We start from the raw sequence: 15457 nt of genomic DNA, 5'->3' as shown, positions 1-15457 counted from the left end.
TCGTTAAGCGGGATATTCTTTTCGCACTAGAGCAACATGTGCCGTACGCTGAGCTGTGATTAAGAACCGTTAGCGGCTAGAAGCGGTCGTCCCGCGAGAGAAGGAGCGACACCCGCACGTGTATTCTTGTGCATAACAAATGCGGAAGGTAAGCTCCCGATGATCTATATTCACGGGTAACGAGCTATGCCTTTTGAAGTTTCTTCGATCGTCCCGGTAGCAGGTACCCTCGCGGCCGCCTTGGTCGCAGGTGGCATTGCCCGTGCTAACTTGATTGCGTCCAAAGAGACCAAGGTTAGTGAGTTTCGCCAAGCTTGGATTGACTCGCTTCGCGAGGACTTGGCTGCCCTGTTCTCAAACACACGTACTGTTTGCCGTGCTATGCAGGAGCATCGTTGGCCAAACCCCTCTCATGCCGAGTTGTTCAACTTTCCTCAAGCAAGAATCGTCGAGGCAAGACATGCTGCTGGCGAGACCTTCCATCGCATTCGTCTTCGGCTGAACGATAGTCAGAGCGATCATAAGGAACTGCGGCGGCGTCTATCTGCAATGATGCAGGCGACGCAAGACTATATTATCGATTCCGACGTACCGGTCTCGTTACCGATAGACGCGGTAGAAAGCGCTGCGCAATACGCGGAAGTGGTTCTGAAATCAGAATGGGAAACCGTGAAGCGCGGTGAAAGTGCTTACCAGTCGGCTGTGCGCATGACAAAGCAGGTGCTGGGCTGGTCGCTAGTGTTGCTGGTAATTCTGGTTTTCGCTGTACCGATTATCGCTTGGTACGCATCCAGTACTGAAAAGCCGGGGATAGTCGCTAAAGAGGACGTGCCTGTAAGAGCAAAGCCACCCTCCGTTCGTCCTGTACAAAATTCCGCAATGCCGAGTCCGTCCACTTCAGCAAGCGCTAAGAAGTAAGCACGACGCTAGCGAACGATAAGGCCGGCCTTCACAAGGCCCTGTTCGTATCTCTGCTCACTGACTTATTGGCTGCGCCTAGAGAGGCTTTGGCGGACGCTCAGTCCAGATCATCCTCATCCGCCCCGCGCTCCAGCTGCGGAATCACTTTCACGAGCAGGATGCGCGGTCCGTTGGTCTTCTTGACCACGACGTCGAACCTGGGAAACTCGATCCGCTGCCCCTGCTTGGGAATATCCCCCAGCTTGGCCATCAACAGCCCGCCGACGGATTCGACTTCATCGAGCCCCATCTCTTCGTTGTTGATGTCGATGCCGAGCACGCGTTCGAGCGAGACGATCGGCAGGCTCGCCTTGCCGATGTAGGTGCCGTCGCCCTGCGGCAGCCAGTCGTTTTCGTTGAGGCGGAACTCGTCGCGGATCTCGCCGACGATGGCGCCCAGCAGGTTGTCCAGCGTGATGAAGCCGACCGGACGCTTGCCTTTCTCTCCGATCAGCGCGAAGTGCGGCGCGCCGCCGCGGAACCGGCGGAACAGCTCGATCGCCGGCGTGCGCGCCGAGATCAGTTCGACGGGACGCAGGTAATCCGTCAGGTCGTCGACGTCCTTGCCCGACTGCTCGGCGAAGAACAGGTCCTTCAGGTGGATCACGCCCAGCACTTCCTCGCCGTCCTCGTCGAAATACGGGTAGCGCGAAAAGCGGTTGCGGCGCATCGTGTCGAGGTTCTGCTCGAGCGAGCGGCTCGCGTACAGCGCGCTCACCTCGTTAATCGGACGCATGAGGTCCGCCACCGTGTGCTGGGCGAACTCCAGCGACTGCGCGAGGATGTGGCGCTCGTCGTGCGTGAAGCGCTCGCCCGGCGTGCCCGTGTTCGTGCGCAGGATCAGCTTGAGTTCATCGTTCGAGTAATGCGTCTCGTGACCGCCCACGCCCGAGAGGCCCGCCACGCGCAGCACGAGGTTGGCGCTCGCGTTGAGGAGCCAGATGGCCGGGTACATCGCCCAGTAGAAGCCGTACAGCGGCATGGCGCTCCACAGGCCCACCGCTTCCGGCACGCGGATTGCCAGCGACTTCGGCGCCAGCTCGCCCACGACGATGTGCAGGAACGAGATCACGCTGAACGCCACGACGAACGACACGCCGTGGATGATCTGCGGGCTCGTGACGCCGACCAGCGAGAACACGGGTTCCAGCAGGTTCGCGAACGCGGGTTCGCCGACCCAGCCCAGGCCCAGCGACGCGAGCGTGATGCCCAGCTGGCACGCGGACAGATAAGCGTCGAGCTGGCTGTGGACCTTGTAGAGGATGCGTCCGCGCAGGCCGCCGGTCTTGGCGATGGCGCGCACACGGGTCTTGCGCAGGGTGACGATGCCGAATTCGGCCGCCACGAAGAAGCCGTTCAGCGCCACCAGCAGCAGCGCGAGAACGACGAGCAATACGTTTTGCATAGAAGGTATGTTTACTCGAAAGGCAAAAGCCGAGCTGCATTGTAACGGTCAGGCCGCCGGGGGCGTCGCTTTTCGCGATCCCGCCAGGATGGCCTCGACCGCCGGGTGCATGATCTTGCGGTCGCTCGAGATCATGTAGAACTGTTCGCGCACCGTCGGAACAAGCCCGACCCGCACGGCGCCGAACTGCTCGGCGACGTCGTCCGCCAGCGCGGCCGGCGCGAAGAACAGGCCCAGGCCGCGCCGGCCGAATGTGTTGAGCAGCGCGTTGTCTTCGAACTCCCCGACCACGTCCGGCCGCACGTGGTGCTGCACGAACCACTCGTCGATCTTGCCCCGCAGGGCATTATTGCGCGCCGGCAGCAGGAACGGCGCGCCGTTCAGATTCCGTGGAAACGCATCGTCCGCGCCGCCGTAGCGCTGGGCGAGCGCGGGCGTGCCCACGACCACCATCTCGCTGTCGAACAGCTGGTGGCTGAACACTTTCAGGGTCGCGCCGGCGCGCACTTCGCGGTCGGTCAGCACGACGTCGAGCTTGTGCAGCGCGAGATCGGCCAGCAGCGCCTCGAACTGGTCTTCGTAGCAGACGATGCGCACGGGGCGGTCCATGCGTGTGACGGCTTCCAGCATGCGGTAGGCCGACAGCTTCGGCAGCGAGTCCGAGATACCCACCGTGAGGCGCGTGCGGCCGCTGTCGAACTCGCTCAGCGCTTCCTGCATCTGCTCGCCCAGCAAGAAGATCTGGTCGGCATAGCCCAGCGCCAGCCGGCCCGCTTCCGTCAGCACGAGCCGCCGGCCCTGCTGCGCGAACAGCGTCTTGCCCAGCGCTTGCTCCAGCAGCGTCAATTGCGAACTGACCGTCTGCACGGCGAGGCCGAGCCGTTCGGCGGCACGCGTGATGCCCCCTTCGTTGGCCACGACCCAGAAGTAGTACAGGTGGCGGAAATTGATGTCGGATTTCATTGTCACGTGAATAACGCAGGTTTTTTCGAAGTGATTCTCTTGTTATCTTCGCTTTTTTGATTGGATCATCGCCTCTACACTGCGCCTTGTCAACAACACATATCCCAAGAAGGGACATAAGAATGAAGCATTTTAGGGTGTCATTCATCGTCACGGCGCTGTGCCTGCTGGGCTCGGCCTGGTGGGGCTACGAGCATGCCGGCGTGGCCGGCGCGCTGACGGCGATGGGTATCGCCGCGATTCTCGCGGTCATGGAAGTCTCGCTGTCGTTCGACAACGCGGTGGTCAACGCCTCGGTGCTGAAGACCTGGGACGAGTTCTGGAAAAAGCTGTTCCTGGGCGTCGGCATCATCATCGCCGTGTTCGGCATGCGCCTGCTGTTCCCGCTCGTGATCGTCGCGGTGGCGGCCGACCTGGGCCTGATGGACGTGTGGAACATGGCCTTGCAGGATCCGAAGCAGTACTCGATGCACCTGACGAACCACCACGCGGAAGTGGCGGCATTCGGCGGCATGTTCCTGCTGCTGGTCTTCCTGAACTTCCTGTTCGATGAAGAGAAGGAACACCACTGGCTCGGCCACTTCGAAGCCAAGCTCGGCTCGCTCGGCAAGGTGTCGTCGATCGCCGTGATGATCTCGATCGGTGCGCTGATGGCCAGCCTGTCGCTGGTGCCGGAAGCCCAGAAGATGGTCGTGCTGATCTCGGGCCTGTGGGGCATCCTGATCTACGTCGGCGTGGACGTGCTGTCGAACCTGCTCGAGAAGTCGGAAGAGGGCGGCGGCGACGTCGGCGAGATGGTCAAGCGCGGCGGTATCGGCGGCTTCCTGTACCTGGAAGTGCTGGATGCATCGTTCAGCTTCGACGGCGTGATCGGCGCGTTCGCCATCACCAACGACGTCGTGATCATCATGCTGGGCCTGGCGATCGGTGCGATGTTCGTGCGTTCGCTGACGGTGTACCTGGTGGAAAAGGGCACGCTCGACCAGTTCGTGTACCTGGAGCACGGCGCTCACTACGCGATCGGCATCCTGGCCCTGATCATGCTGGCGAGTATGAAGTTCCACGTGCCGGAACTGGTCACGGGCCTGGCGGGTGTCGCCTTCATCGGTGCCTCGGTGTGGTCGTCGATCCGGTATCGCAAGAAGCAGGAAGCGTTGGGTGTGGGCAGCAAAGAGTTCGCCCACGCCGAATGAAACGTGAACAAGGCAGTACCTATCAACCTGAAGGAGAATCATCATGGCAATCAGCTTGCAAAAAGGCGGTAACGTCAACCTGTCGAAGGAAGCACCGGGCCTGTCCAGCCTCAAACTGGGCCTCGGCTGGGACGTGCGCGCCACCGATGGCGCCGCGTTCGACCTGGACGGCGTCGCGTTCCTGCTGAACCAGTCGGGCAAGGTCCGCTCGGATGCCGACTTCATCTTCTACAACAACGCCAAGTCGTCGGACGGCTCGGTGACCCACTCGGGCGACAACCGCACCGGTGCCGGGGAAGGCGATGACGAGACCCTCAGCATCGACCTGACGAAGGTCCCGGCCGACGTCGAGCGCATCGTGCTGGCCGTGACGATCCACGAGGGCGATACGCGCCGCCAGAACTTCGGCATGGTCGGCAAGGCGTTCATCCGCTGCATCAACGCGGCCAACGACAGCGAGATCGCCCGCTACGACCTGTCCGAAGACGGTTCGACTGAATCGGCCATGATCTTCGGCGAGGTGTATCGTAACGGCGCGGACTGGAAGTTCCGCGCAGTGGGCCAGGGTTTCAACGGCGGCCTCGGCCCCCTCGCCAAGAACTATGGCGTGAGCGTTTGACCCTAACTTCGCCGGCCTGAAAGGAAGCCAACAATGCCAGTGTTTACCGTGACCGGGGACGTCGATCCCTTCCTGCATGTGTCGCTGAAGCGCGGAGAGACCATCTACTGCGAATCGGATGCGATGGTCATGATGGAATCGACGCTCGACCTCAAGGGCAAGATGAAGGGGGGCCTGGGCAGCGCGCTGATGCGCACCTTCGCCAACGGCGAGTCGTTCTTCCAGCAGCACATCGAAGCGACCCGCGGCGACGGCGACTGCCTGCTGTCTCCCACGCTGCCGGGCGCCATGCAGGTGGTCGACTGCGGCCCGAACCAGTTCATCATCAGCGACGGCGCGTTCGTGGCGGCCAGCTCCGGCGTCGACCTGCGCGTGCGTACCCAGAGTCTCGGCAACGCGCTGTTCGCCCAGAGCGGCGGCTTTTTCGTGACCGAGACCTCGGGCAGCGGCCAGGTCGTCGTCTCCGGCTTTGGCTCGATGAACGTGCTGGACGTGGAGCCGGGCAAGGACGCGATCATCGACAACTCGCACGTCGTCGCCTGGGACAGCACCCTGCACTACGAGGTCTCGATCACGACCGGCACCAGCGGCGGCTTCCTGGGTAACCTGATCAACAGCCAGACCAGCGGCGAGGGCCTCGTCCTGCGCTTCTCCGGTCGCGGCAAGATTTATGTCTGTTCGCGCAACCGCGCCACGTTCAAGGCGTGGGTGCAGGCGCCCGGACGCTGACAATCAAAGGAGTAATTCAAATGGCAGTCAATCTGCAGAAGGGCCAGAAGATCTCGCTGGAGAAGGAAGCCGGCGGCGCCCTGTCCCGCGTGACGATGGGGCTCGGCTGGGACGTCGCGAAGTCCGGCGGTTTCTTCGGCTTCGGCGCGAAGAGCCAGGCGGTCGACCTGGACGCCTCCGTCGTGATGTTCGACGAATCGAACCGCCCGGTCGACGTGGTCTGGTTCCGCCAGCTGAAAAGCCGCGACGGCAGCATCACGCACACCGGCGACAACCGCACCGGTGCCGGCGACGGCGACGACGAACAGATCGTCGTCGACCTGCGCACGGTGCCCGAGAGCGTGAGGTCGCTCGTCTTCACCGTCAACAGCTTCACGGGCCAGAATTTTTCGACAGTCCAGAACGCGTTCTGCCGCCTGTTCGATACCAGCAACGGCAAGGAAATCGCGCGCTATGACCTGTCGGTGCAGGGCTCGCACACGGCCCAGATCATGGCCAAGCTGTACCGCCATAACGGCGAGTGGAAGATGCATGCGATCGGCGAGAACGGCACCGGCCGTACCTTCGACGACCTCATGCCGCTGATCGTCCCGCACCTCTGATGTAACGTTTTTTGTCGTCCCTGCGGACCAGTCTCCGTCCGCAGATCCAACGTGGGCGGCTTGGCGCCCACGCCCTTTAACGGCTCCCTCGCGGAGCCGTCTTTTTTTGTAAATATCGCTTGACGACGATACACCGCCGGCGTACTGTATTACTCAATTAATACAGTAGACATCATGCCCGCACACACCGCCAACCTGTTTTCGATCGCGACCGGCTCGTCCGAACCGATCTACCGCCAGCTCGTCGAGCAGGTGCGCCGCCTGTCCGCGAGCGGCCAGCTCCGGCCCGGCGACGAGATGCCGTCCGTGCGCGAGATCGCGCAGGCGCTGGCGCTCAATCCCATGACCGTCTCCAAGGCCTACAGCCTGCTGGAGATGGAAGGTGTGCTGGCGCGCCGGCGCGGTCTCGGCATGGTGGTCGCCGAGTCCGCATCCACGCAGCCGGCCGACCGCGCCGGGCTGCTCCGGCCCACGCTCGAGCGCGCCGCCGTCGAGGCGCGCCAGCTCGAGCTCGATCCAGAAACCGTCCTGTCCCTGTTCGCAACCATTCTGAAGGAAACAAAATGAGTGCCGCCATCGTTCGCATGTCCTCGGTCAGCAAGTACTTCGGCAGCCAGCGGGTGCTTGCCGATCTCGACTGGCAGATCGCGCCCGGCCAGGTCGTCGGCCTGCTGGGTCGCAACGGCGCCGGCAAGTCGACGCTGCTCGAATGCATGCTCGGGTTGCGCGAGGCGGACGGCGGCGCGGTGACGCTGTTCGGCGAAGACGTGGCCAGGCTGTCGGACGACGCACGGGGCCGCATCGGCTATGTCCCGCAGCGCACCGATTTGTTCGACTGGCTGACGCCCGTGCAGATGTTCGACTACTTCCGCGCGATGTACCCGCGCTGGAACACCGGCAAGGTCGACGGCCTGCTGTCGCGCTGGGACTTCGGCCCCGAGCTGCGCAACAAGCCGATCAAGCGCCTGTCCGGCGGCGAGCAGCAGAAACTGGCCATCATCCGCGCGCTGGCACACGAGCCGGAACTGCTGATCCTCGACGAACCCGTGTCCGCGCTCGATCCGGTCGGCCGGCGCGCCTTCCTGCGCGAGCTCGTCGACCAGGTGATCGAGCGGGGGACGACCGTCGTGTTCTCCACGCACATCCTGTCCGACCTGGAGCGCGTCGCTTTCGACCTCGCGTTCTTGAAAGATGGCCGCATCGCGCTGCAGGGCCAGACGGACGCGCTGCTGGAAGGCGCGCGCCGCGTCGTCGTGCCGGCCGCCACGCTGCCCGGCGCGCCGCTGGCGGGCGAGGTGCGGCGGCGCCAGGAGGGGGCCATGACGAGCGTGATCGTGCAGGCGCAGGGCGACGACGTCGCGCGCCTCGCGCGCGAGCCGGGCGTGCGCGTGGAACCGTTGACGCTGGAAGATCTGTTCATCGAGGTGACGCAATGAACGCCGCGCTGCAGGATTTTCGGTTGATCTGGCGCGCGGCCGCGGCGCAGCGCGAGGCACAGGCCGTGCGCACGCTGGGCCTCGCGCTGGGCGCCGTGGGCCTGTGCGCCGCCGTCTTCATCGTGGGCGGCGTCGTACACGGCGGACTGCAGGCGCTGGAGGGGTTGCGCCTGTTCGCCGGTTTCGTCACGCTGGCGCTGGCGCTCGTCTGGACCTTCCTGTTCGTACCGGGTTCCATCCGGATGAATTCGCCGATCAATGCGTGGCTGCTGCCGCGCCAGCGTCGCCGCCTGCTGCAGATGACGACGGCATACTGGCTGCTCGCGACCGTCGGCATGGCGTTCGGCCTCGGCCTCTGGATCGCGTTGCCGGCCGTGGCCTTGTCCGTGCTCGGTCTCGCACTGCTCAGTGCGGGCAACAAGCATGTCGTGTTCTTGCTCGTCGTGGGCGGAAACTGGCCGTGGCTGGCGCACGTCGTGCTGCCGCCGGCATGGGTGGACGCGGCCACCGGCCCTGTCGCCGCGCTCGTGCTGGGCATCCTCGTCGTCCCCATCGCGGTGTGGGCCTTGCGCTGGCTGTATCCGGCCGGCGGCGACGCCTTCTTCGAGCGGCGCGGCGACCAGATGAAACGCGTCGCCCGCTTCGACCAGTGCGGCGAGGACAAGCAGCCCGTGCCCGAGGGGCCGACCGCGGTGGGCAATCTGCCGTTCTACTTCGTCGCGCTGCGCTGCGACCTGAAACGTGCCAACCCCGCCGCCATGCTGATGCATGCGTTGGGCCCGGCCGCGCACTGGAGCGCGTGGGTCGGCGGCCTCGTCACCCTGCTGTTCATGGGCGGCATCGCCCGTCTCCTGCTGAAGTGGTCGCACGAGACGGGCGCGCAGGCGCTCGTCGACCTGATGACGAACGTCGGCCCGTCCCTGCTCGCGTTGACCATCGCGTTCAGCACGGCCCAGTACAGCCAGCAGATACGCCGCACGCAGGGCGAGCAGGCCTTGCTGCGCCTGACACCGCTGGCCGGCGATGCGGCCTTGCTGAACCGGCGCCTCGCCGGGCGCGTGCTGCGCCAGGGGCTGGGCTGCTGGGCCGCGCTGACCGTGGCCATGGTGGCCGTGTTGCTGCTCATCGATGCCGGCCCGGATGCGCTGCTGCGCCAGCTGGGCCTGTGCAGCCTGGCGGGCCAGGTAGCGATGATGGGATTGCTGGGCGATTATGCCAGCGGCGCCGGCGGCTGGAACCTGATGCTCGGGCTGCGCGCCGGCGCGCTGGCCGTCATGCAGGCGCTCGCCGCGGTCGGGCTGGCGTGGATCACCGGCACCACGGCGTGGCCGTGGCTGATCGAAATCTCGCTGGCCGTCTGCCTCGTGCAATTGCGGCTCGACTGGCGCCGCATGCTCGCCGCGCCGCCGGCCTTTCCCGCCGGCCGGCTGGGTTGATCAAGGTGTGGATTCAGTGCGCGCGCTTCTGCACGAGCGCCGTGCCGATGCCGTGGCGGTGGCCTTCGCTGACCGCCGTCACGGTGCCGTCGGGATTGAACACGATCGCGTTCGCGGCGCCGATCTCCTCGGGCTTCGCTTCCCACTTGTGGCCGAACTGTTCCAGCGCCTGGGCCTGCGGGGTACCGGCAAACCCCGGTTCGACCGAGGTCTCTTTCGCGTTGCGCTGCGATAGCCGCGGCGCGTCGATGGCCTGGTCCATCGTCATGCCGAGGTCGATGTAGTTGACGATCGTCTGCAGCACCGTCGTGATGATCGTCGCGCCGCCCGGGCTGCCGATGGTGAAGGCGGGCTTGCCGTCCTTGAAGGCGAGCGTCGGCGCCATGCTGCTGCGCGGGCGCTTGCCGGCTTCGGGGACGTTCGGTGCCGGACCCGTGAAATCGAAGTCGGTCATCTCGTTATTCAGCAGGAAGCCGTAGCCCGGCACGACGATGCCGCTGCCGCCCCACGACTCGATCGTGAACGTGTAGGCCACGACGTTGCCCCATTTGTCCGACACCGTCAGGTGCGTCGTGTGCGTGCCTTCTTTCATGATCAGGTTCTGCTGCGGGCGCAGCGGAAAGCTCTGGTCGTTCTCGTACAGGAAGGCGTCGCCGGCGGGGACGACGCCGGCCGCGCGGTCCGGCCGGATCAGCGAACGGCGCTGCGCGGCGAACTGCTTCGACAGCACGCCTTCGATGGGCGCGTCGACGAATTCCGGGTCGCCGAGAAAGGCGTTGCGGTCGGCGAAGGCGAGGCGGCTCGCTTCCAGGTACAGGTGTTCGACGTTCGCGCGCGGCATCGCCTTCAGGTCGAAGCCTTCCAGGATGTTGAGCGCTTCGGCGACCGTCACGCCGCCGCTGCTGGGCGGCGGCATGCCGTAGATGTCGTAGCCGCGGTAGGTGGAGCGGATCGGCTGGCGGATGCGCGCCTCGTAATTGGCCATGTCCGCGAGGCTCATCGTGCCGGGGCGGACCTGGACGCCGGCCGTGACGGGCGGGCGGTTGACGGCCGCGACGACGGCCTGCGCCAGCGGGCCTTCGTAGAACACCTTGTAGCCTTTCGCCGCCAGCTCGCGGTAGGCCTTGGCGAGGTCCGGATTTTTCACGACGGTGCCGGCCGGCAGGGCCTTGCCGTTCTTGAGATACAGCTTGCTCGTCGTCTCGAACATGCCGAATTTTTTCTCGTTCTCGACGATCAGGCCGTGCATGGTGTCGCTGACGGGGAAGCCTTTCGTCGCGACCTGGATCGCGGGCGCCAGCACCTGCTTGAACGACATCGTGCCGTAGCGCTCCAGCGCTTCGTGCCAGCCGCGCACGGTGCCGGGCACGCCGACCGATGCGCCGCTGGCGACGGCCGTGTCGAAATCGATCGCCTTGCCGTTTTCCTGGAAGACGGACGGGCTGAACGACGCGGGCGCCGTCTCGCGGTGGTCGATGGTGACGACGCGCTTGTCTTTCGCAAGGTACACGACCATGAAGCCGCCGCCGCCGATGCCGCAGCTGAACGGATCGGTGACGCCCAGCGTGGCCGCCGCCGCGACGGCCGCGTCGATGGCATTGCCGCCCTTGTTGAGGATTGCGAGCGCGGAGGCCGACGCCTTTTCGCTGATCGTGGCGACGGCGCCGCCGGTGCCCGTCGCGACCGGGGTCTTGGCCAGCGCGAGCGGCGGTGCCAGGACGATGGAGAGGATCAGGCCGCAGGCGAGGGTTTTGGCGGAAGTGGTCGACGTGGTCATTTGGCGGAGATCTTGAGCGTGACGGGAATGATGTCGCTGGGGCGCAGCGTGCCGGCCGCGCGCGCGGGCGGGATCGCGGACGTGTCGAGCGTGATGCGGGCCCCGTGCAGCGACGCGGGCGTGGCCGTCGGCTGGTCGGGACCGAGCGTGAATTCTTCGGCGCCGTTCGGGCCGTCGATGAGGAAGCGGAAAATCAGCCGTCCGGCCCAGACGCAGCGCGTGTTCGCGGGACAGCGGCTGTCGCTGTAACTGTCGTACGTGAGCACGGTGCCGCGCGCGAGGACGACGCTTTGCTCGGGCCGGAGCGGGTACACGGCATCCTGTGGCGGAGGAGCGGCGCAGCCGGCCAGGAGCGGCATCGACACGGCCGCCGCGAGGGCGGCCAGGGACGGCAGTTTCATGGAACGTCCGGTTGTTGGTGTGAAACCAATCATAGCAAAATCGCCAGTCGAGGCCGGCGCGCTTGCCGCTCGGTGGCGCTCAAACGAGCGGGTAGCGCTGGAACACCGGCAGTGCTTCCGCGCGCGCGGTCCAGGCGGCCAGGCGCGGGAAGTCATCGGGCTTCACGATCTGCGCCACGTTCAACTGGACGAACGACCACGTGACGGCGGCCGTGACTGCGGCCTGGTCGAGTGCGGCGACGTCGAACGCGTCCGTCTCCGCTTCCAGCAGCCTGAGCGCGGCGAACAATTGCTGCTGCACGCGGTCGAGCCACGGCTGGTGCTGCTTTTCCTGCGGGCGCAGCGAATACTCGTAGACGATCTGCGCCGTCTTTTCGCACGCCGCCAGCGCCGGGCCGATGGCACGCAGCGCCCTGGCCCGCGCGGCCGGGGCGGCGGGCAGCAGGGAGTTGCCCGCCAGCGCGTCGCCGTATTCGAGCATCAGCGTGGAATCGATCAGGAAGGAACCGTCGTCCAGCACGAGCGTCGGCGCCTTGACGGTCGGATTGATGGCGGAGAATTCGTCGAAGTTGCGGAACACGGACAGCGCCTTGTGTTCGAACGGAATGTTCTGCAGGTCGAACGAGATGGCGACGCGGCGGACGAACGGTGAATCGAGCATGCCGATGAGTTGCATGGGATCTCCTGGTGGGTTGCGGTGGTCTTCCATTCTATTTCCTTCTGGACAATGATGTGCGTTATGCATCATGACTTGACGATGCGCGTCCGCCGGCGCATATTTGAAATCGATTTCATACATGGGGAACAGGATGGAAAAGCCGGCACTTTCCACGCCGCGTGTGATTGCCATCGACCTGCTGCGCGGCCTGGCCGTGATGGGCATGATCATGGTCGCGTACGCCGGCGGCTGGGACCGGCGCTTCACGTTCCTGACGCATGCCGACTGGCGCGGCTTGGCCATCGCCGACATGATCTTTCCCGCCTTCCTGTTCTGCGCCGGCGCCGCGCTGCCATATGCGCTCGCGCGGCGCGCGGGGCAGGGCAGGACGGCCCTCGTCGGCCACGTGCTGCGCCGCTCGGCCGTGCTCGTCGCGCTCGGCGTCCTGCTGAACCTGCTGCCGGGCTTCGACTTCGCCCACGTCCGCCTGCCGGGCATCTTGCAGCGCATCGGACTGTGCTATGCGATCGTGGGCACGGGCTGCGTGCTGGCGTTGCGGCGCGACGGCTTGCGCGTCTCGGTGCCGGTGGCGGCCAGCGTGGCGCTGCTGGCCGGCTATGCCGCGCTGCTGCTCGCGTGGGACGCGCCCGGCTGCGGGCGCGCGTGTTTCGACTCGATGCACGCGCTGCCGGCCGTCGTCGACCGCGCCGTGTTCGGCGTCGCGCACTTGTGGCCGTGGGGGACGACCGGCGCCGTCGTCACCTTCGATCCGGAAGGTCTCGTGTCCACCCTGGGCGCGCTCGTCAACGTGCTGTTCGGCGTGGCGGCATCGCTGCTGTTGATGCGGTCGCACAAGCGCGCCACACTGACGGCCCTCGCCATCGCCGGCGTGGCCTGCCTGCTGGCCGGCTTCCTGCTCGATCCGCTCGTGCCCATGGTGAAAAAACTGTGGACGCCCAGCTTTGCGCTGGCGTCCGGCGGGTTCACGCTGCTGTCGCTGCTCGTGCTGATGCGCGTCGTGCCGCCCGGCCAGGAAGCGCCCGCGTGGACCCGGCCGGTGCTCGCCTTCGGCACCAATGCGACGCTGGCCTTCGTCGGCATCACATTGATCGATACGGTGATGCAGCTGCCGCTCGGGGCGGGCAGCTTGCACGACCTGCTGGCCGCGTGGCTGGCGCAGGCGATTCCCGAAGCGCGGGTCGCCTCGGCCGCGTATTCGGCGTTGCTGCTGCTCGTGCTGGGGGCGGGGCTGTGGCAGCTGTTCAAGCGGCGCATCGTCATCCGGATCTGAAGTATGCTGGCGCTCTTGGACCCGACAGGAGGCTGGACATGACACGTTTGACCGCAGCGGATTTCGACCCCGAGGTACTGAAACTGTTCGATGGCTATGTGCACGGCCGCGTGTCGCGCCGCGATTTCCTGTCGCGTGCCGGCCGCTATGCCGCCGGCGGCACGACGGCCGCCGCGTTGCTGGCGCAGTTGTCGCCGTCGTTCGCCGCGCCGCTCGTCGCGCCCGCGGACGCGCGCCTGAAGACGCGGTACGTCGACTTCCCGTCGCCGCAGGGCTATGGCAAGGTGCACGGCTACCTGGCCGAGCCGGCGCACGCGAAAGGAAAGCTGCCGACGATCCTCGTCGTGCACGAAAACCGCGGCCTGAATCCGCACATCGAGGACGTTACCCGCCGCGTCGCGCTCGACGGCTATGTCGCCTTCGCCCCGGACGCGCTGTACCCGCTGGGCGGCTATCCGGGCGACGAGGACAAGGCCCGCGAACTCTTCCCCAAGCTCGACCAGGCCAAGACGCGCGCGGACTTCATCGCCGCCTTTCATGCGCTGGCCGCGCTGCCGCAGGGTACGGGCAAGGTGGGCGTGGTGGGCTTCTGCTACGGCGGCGGCATCGCCAACTACCTCGCGACGCAGCTGCCGGACCTGGCCGCCGCCGTGCCGTTCTACGGCATGCAGCCGCCCGTGGCCGACGTCGCCCGCATCCGCGCGCCCCTGCTGATCCACGACGCCGGCAAGGACGAGCGCATCCTGGCCGGCTGGCCCGCGTACGAGGCCGCGCTGAAGGCGAACCGCGTCGACTATCAACACTTCGTCTACCCGGGCGTGGAGCACGGTTTTAATAACGACACGACGCCGCGCTACGACGAAGCAGCCGCGACACTGGCATGGGGCCGGACGATGGCGTTCTTCAAGGCGAAGCTGGCGTAGCGGCGCGTTTGATAATTGGTGAGTCTTTCGCTCGTCCGGCCGTGCTATCGTGCCCTCCGCACCATATCGTCAATGACTTGTGGAGAGAACGTTGAAAATGCTGTTGAGTTATTTCAAGCGCCCACCCCCGGTGTTGGACAAAGACGAGGCAGCCGACGCTCCCGCACCTGCCGTGGCAACGCCCGAGGTGCCCGACACGCCCGACGCCGACGGTCCCGGTCACGTGACGACGGACATCGGCGGCAAGCACTACCGTATCGAGTCCGACGACAACTACCTGGACCACATCCGCGGGGTATTCGAACCCCACATGGTCCAATTGTTCGATTCATTGGTGACACCGTCTGACACCGTCCTCGACATCGGGGCCAATATCGGTTGCACGTCGATCCTGTTCGGCAGCCGCGCGCGCCGGGTCGTCAGCTTCGAACCGTCCCCGACCACGTTCGGGTTCCTGAAAAAGAACCTGGACGCATCGGGATTGAACAACGTGACCGCGCTGAACCTCGGGCTGGGCAAGGCCGAAGGGCGTTTCGAGCTGACGTTTTCCGCCAATAACCGTTCAGGTGGATTCGTATCGAACAAGATGCAGGCATCGGCGGGGCACCAGGTCGAGGCGATCGAGATTGCCCAGGGCGATACGTTCATCCGGGGCGCCAACCTGGACGGCGTCGATTTCATCAAGATCGATGTCGAAGGATTCGAGCGCGACGTCATCGAAGGCCTGCGCGACACGCTGTCGACCTGCAAGCCGACGGTCACCCTCGAACTGAACCATTGGTGCCTGAACGTATTCCAGCGTATCCCGATCCCCGATTTCTTCGATTTCCTGAGAGGCGTCTTCCCTTACCTGTACGCGGTCGACATGGACGACATCCGCGACCTCCACAACGGCGACGATGCCTACCACGTCATGTATCACCACGTCGTCGGCGGCTTCAGGTATCCGAACATCGTGGGCGCCTTCGACCCGGCCAGGCTCCAGGCATTCGCCGGCAAATTCGGGCGCACGATTTCGTAGACGGCATGCCCAAAAAACAAAAGGCACCCTCGGGTGCCTTTGT

Annotated in this window: 16 protein-coding genes; 11 read left to right on the top strand and 5 right to left on the bottom strand. The window is 65.4% G+C overall.

Annotated elements, in window-relative coordinates; genetic code table 11:
- The first annotated feature begins 186 nt into the window (after positions 1-186).
- A complete protein-coding gene (locus tag ACEN9H_RS25170) occupies positions 187-918 on the top strand; it encodes a hypothetical protein (protein WP_413672492.1) in 732 nt (243 codons plus the stop codon).
- A gap of 100 nt (positions 919-1018) precedes the next feature.
- Here ACEN9H_RS25170 and ACEN9H_RS25165 read toward each other — a convergent pair whose 3' ends face one another.
- Both ACEN9H_RS25165 and ACEN9H_RS25160 read right to left on the bottom strand, forming a co-directional pair.
- Entirely contained in the window at positions 1019-2365 is a 1347-nt protein-coding gene (locus ACEN9H_RS25165; protein ID WP_056122668.1) for a hemolysin family protein, read from the bottom strand.
- 48 nt (positions 2366-2413) lie between these two features.
- The gene (locus ACEN9H_RS25160) at positions 2414-3328 is read right to left on the bottom strand and encodes a LysR family transcriptional regulator (RefSeq protein ID WP_413672491.1); all 915 of its coding nucleotides are present in this window, start codon (positions 3326-3328) and stop codon (positions 2414-2416) included.
- A 122-nt stretch (positions 3329-3450) separates the two neighbouring features.
- Here ACEN9H_RS25160 and ACEN9H_RS25155 point away from each other — a divergent pair, with 122 nt between their 5' ends.
- The 7 genes from ACEN9H_RS25155 (at position 3451) to ACEN9H_RS25125 (ending at position 9343) form a co-directional block, all read left to right on the top strand.
- Positions 3451-4521, top strand: coding sequence for a DUF475 domain-containing protein (locus ACEN9H_RS25155; RefSeq protein ID WP_413672490.1), 1071 nt, complete (start codon positions 3451-3453; stop codon positions 4519-4521).
- A 43-nt stretch (positions 4522-4564) separates the two neighbouring features.
- On the top strand, positions 4565-5140 hold the full coding sequence (locus ACEN9H_RS25150; RefSeq protein WP_056122676.1) for a TerD family protein: 576 nt from the start codon (positions 4565-4567) through the stop codon (positions 5138-5140).
- A 33-nt stretch (positions 5141-5173) separates the two neighbouring features.
- Positions 5174-5869 (top strand): TIGR00266 family protein, encoded by a 696-nt coding sequence (locus tag ACEN9H_RS25145; protein WP_056122679.1) that lies wholly within the window; start codon positions 5174-5176, stop codon positions 5867-5869.
- A 20-nt stretch (positions 5870-5889) separates the two neighbouring features.
- Positions 5890-6471: a TerD family protein gene (locus ACEN9H_RS25140; RefSeq protein ID WP_056122682.1), complete on the top strand. Its 582-nt coding sequence runs from the start codon at positions 5890-5892 to the stop codon at positions 6469-6471.
- A gap of 174 nt (positions 6472-6645) precedes the next feature.
- The gene (locus ACEN9H_RS25135) at positions 6646-7038 is read left to right on the top strand and encodes a GntR family transcriptional regulator (protein WP_413672489.1); all 393 of its coding nucleotides are present in this window, start codon (positions 6646-6648) and stop codon (positions 7036-7038) included.
- A complete protein-coding gene (locus ACEN9H_RS25130; RefSeq protein ID WP_413672488.1) occupies positions 7035-7907 on the top strand; it encodes an ABC transporter ATP-binding protein in 873 nt (290 codons plus the stop codon). Before ACEN9H_RS25135 ends, ACEN9H_RS25130 begins: the two co-directional genes overlap by 4 nt.
- Positions 7904-9343 carry a hypothetical protein gene (locus ACEN9H_RS25125; RefSeq protein WP_413672487.1) on the top strand — a complete coding sequence of 480 codons (1440 nt, stop codon included), beginning with the start codon at positions 7904-7906 and terminating at the stop codon, positions 9341-9343. The genes ACEN9H_RS25130 and ACEN9H_RS25125 overlap by 4 nt, the downstream gene beginning before the upstream one ends.
- 13 nt (positions 9344-9356) lie before the next feature.
- Here ACEN9H_RS25125 and ggt read toward each other — a convergent pair whose 3' ends face one another.
- The 3 genes from ggt to ACEN9H_RS25110 all read right to left on the bottom strand — a co-directional run bounded on the left by ggt (position 9357) and on the right by ACEN9H_RS25110 (position 12197).
- Positions 9357-11120 carry a gamma-glutamyltransferase gene (ggt, locus tag ACEN9H_RS25120; RefSeq protein ID WP_413672486.1) on the bottom strand — a complete coding sequence of 588 codons (1764 nt, stop codon included), beginning with the start codon at positions 11118-11120 and terminating at the stop codon, positions 9357-9359.
- Positions 11117-11521 carry a hypothetical protein gene (locus tag ACEN9H_RS25115; RefSeq protein WP_413672485.1) on the bottom strand — a complete coding sequence of 135 codons (405 nt, stop codon included), beginning with the start codon at positions 11519-11521 and terminating at the stop codon, positions 11117-11119. Before ACEN9H_RS25115 ends, ggt begins: the two co-directional genes overlap by 4 nt.
- 79 nt (positions 11522-11600) lie before the next feature.
- A complete protein-coding gene (locus ACEN9H_RS25110; protein ID WP_413672484.1) occupies positions 11601-12197 on the bottom strand; it encodes a glutathione S-transferase in 597 nt (198 codons plus the stop codon).
- A gap of 133 nt (positions 12198-12330) precedes the next feature.
- Between ACEN9H_RS25110 and ACEN9H_RS25105 the strand changes: the two genes are divergently transcribed.
- The 3 genes from ACEN9H_RS25105 to ACEN9H_RS25095 all read left to right on the top strand — a co-directional run bounded on the left by ACEN9H_RS25105 (position 12331) and on the right by ACEN9H_RS25095 (position 15414).
- Positions 12331-13470, top strand: a complete 1140-nt coding sequence (locus ACEN9H_RS25105) for an acyltransferase family protein (RefSeq protein ID WP_413672483.1) — start codon at positions 12331-12333, stop codon at positions 13468-13470.
- 38 nt (positions 13471-13508) lie between these two features.
- Positions 13509-14393 carry a dienelactone hydrolase family protein gene (locus ACEN9H_RS25100; protein ID WP_413672482.1) on the top strand — a complete coding sequence of 295 codons (885 nt, stop codon included), beginning with the start codon at positions 13509-13511 and terminating at the stop codon, positions 14391-14393.
- A 172-nt stretch (positions 14394-14565) separates the two neighbouring features.
- Entirely contained in the window at positions 14566-15414 is an 849-nt protein-coding gene (locus tag ACEN9H_RS25095; protein ID WP_413672481.1) for an FkbM family methyltransferase, read from the top strand.
- Positions 15415-15457 lie beyond the last annotated feature (43 nt).

It is taken from the genome of Massilia cellulosiltytica (assembly GCF_047325105.1).
Classification (GTDB): Bacteria; Pseudomonadota; Gammaproteobacteria; order Burkholderiales; family Burkholderiaceae_D; genus Telluria; species Telluria orientalis.
The sequence above is the reverse complement of the archived record's forward strand: the minus strand, read 5'-3'. Positions and strand labels throughout refer to the sequence as shown.

Excerpts from the sequence above, each read along its gene's own strand:
- ACEN9H_RS25170 (WP_413672492.1), top strand. The coding sequence starts at position 187 with ATGCCTTTTGAAGTTTCTTCGATCGTCCCGGTAGCAGGTACCCTCGCG.
- ACEN9H_RS25165 (WP_056122668.1), bottom strand. The coding sequence starts at position 2,365 with ATGCAAAACGTATTGCTCGTCGTTCTCGCGCTGCTGCTGGTGGCGCTG.
- ACEN9H_RS25160 (WP_413672491.1), bottom strand. The coding sequence starts at position 3,328 with ATGAAATCCGACATCAATTTCCGCCACCTGTACTACTTCTGGGTCGTG.
- ACEN9H_RS25155 (WP_413672490.1), top strand. The coding sequence starts at position 3,451 with ATGAAGCATTTTAGGGTGTCATTCATCGTCACGGCGCTGTGCCTGCTG.
- ACEN9H_RS25150 (WP_056122676.1), top strand. The coding sequence starts at position 4,565 with ATGGCAATCAGCTTGCAAAAAGGCGGTAACGTCAACCTGTCGAAGGAA.
- ACEN9H_RS25145 (WP_056122679.1), top strand. The coding sequence starts at position 5,174 with ATGCCAGTGTTTACCGTGACCGGGGACGTCGATCCCTTCCTGCATGTG.
- ACEN9H_RS25140 (WP_056122682.1), top strand. The coding sequence starts at position 5,890 with ATGGCAGTCAATCTGCAGAAGGGCCAGAAGATCTCGCTGGAGAAGGAA.
- ACEN9H_RS25135 (WP_413672489.1), top strand. The coding sequence starts at position 6,646 with ATGCCCGCACACACCGCCAACCTGTTTTCGATCGCGACCGGCTCGTCC.
- ACEN9H_RS25130 (WP_413672488.1), top strand. The coding sequence starts at position 7,035 with ATGAGTGCCGCCATCGTTCGCATGTCCTCGGTCAGCAAGTACTTCGGC.
- ACEN9H_RS25125 (WP_413672487.1), top strand. The coding sequence starts at position 7,904 with ATGAACGCCGCGCTGCAGGATTTTCGGTTGATCTGGCGCGCGGCCGCG.
- ggt (WP_413672486.1), bottom strand. The coding sequence starts at position 11,120 with ATGACCACGTCGACCACTTCCGCCAAAACCCTCGCCTGCGGCCTGATC.
- ACEN9H_RS25115 (WP_413672485.1), bottom strand. The coding sequence starts at position 11,521 with ATGAAACTGCCGTCCCTGGCCGCCCTCGCGGCGGCCGTGTCGATGCCG.
- ACEN9H_RS25110 (WP_413672484.1), bottom strand. The coding sequence starts at position 12,197 with ATGCAACTCATCGGCATGCTCGATTCACCGTTCGTCCGCCGCGTCGCC.
- ACEN9H_RS25105 (WP_413672483.1), top strand. The coding sequence starts at position 12,331 with ATGGAAAAGCCGGCACTTTCCACGCCGCGTGTGATTGCCATCGACCTG.
- ACEN9H_RS25100 (WP_413672482.1), top strand. The coding sequence starts at position 13,509 with ATGACACGTTTGACCGCAGCGGATTTCGACCCCGAGGTACTGAAACTG.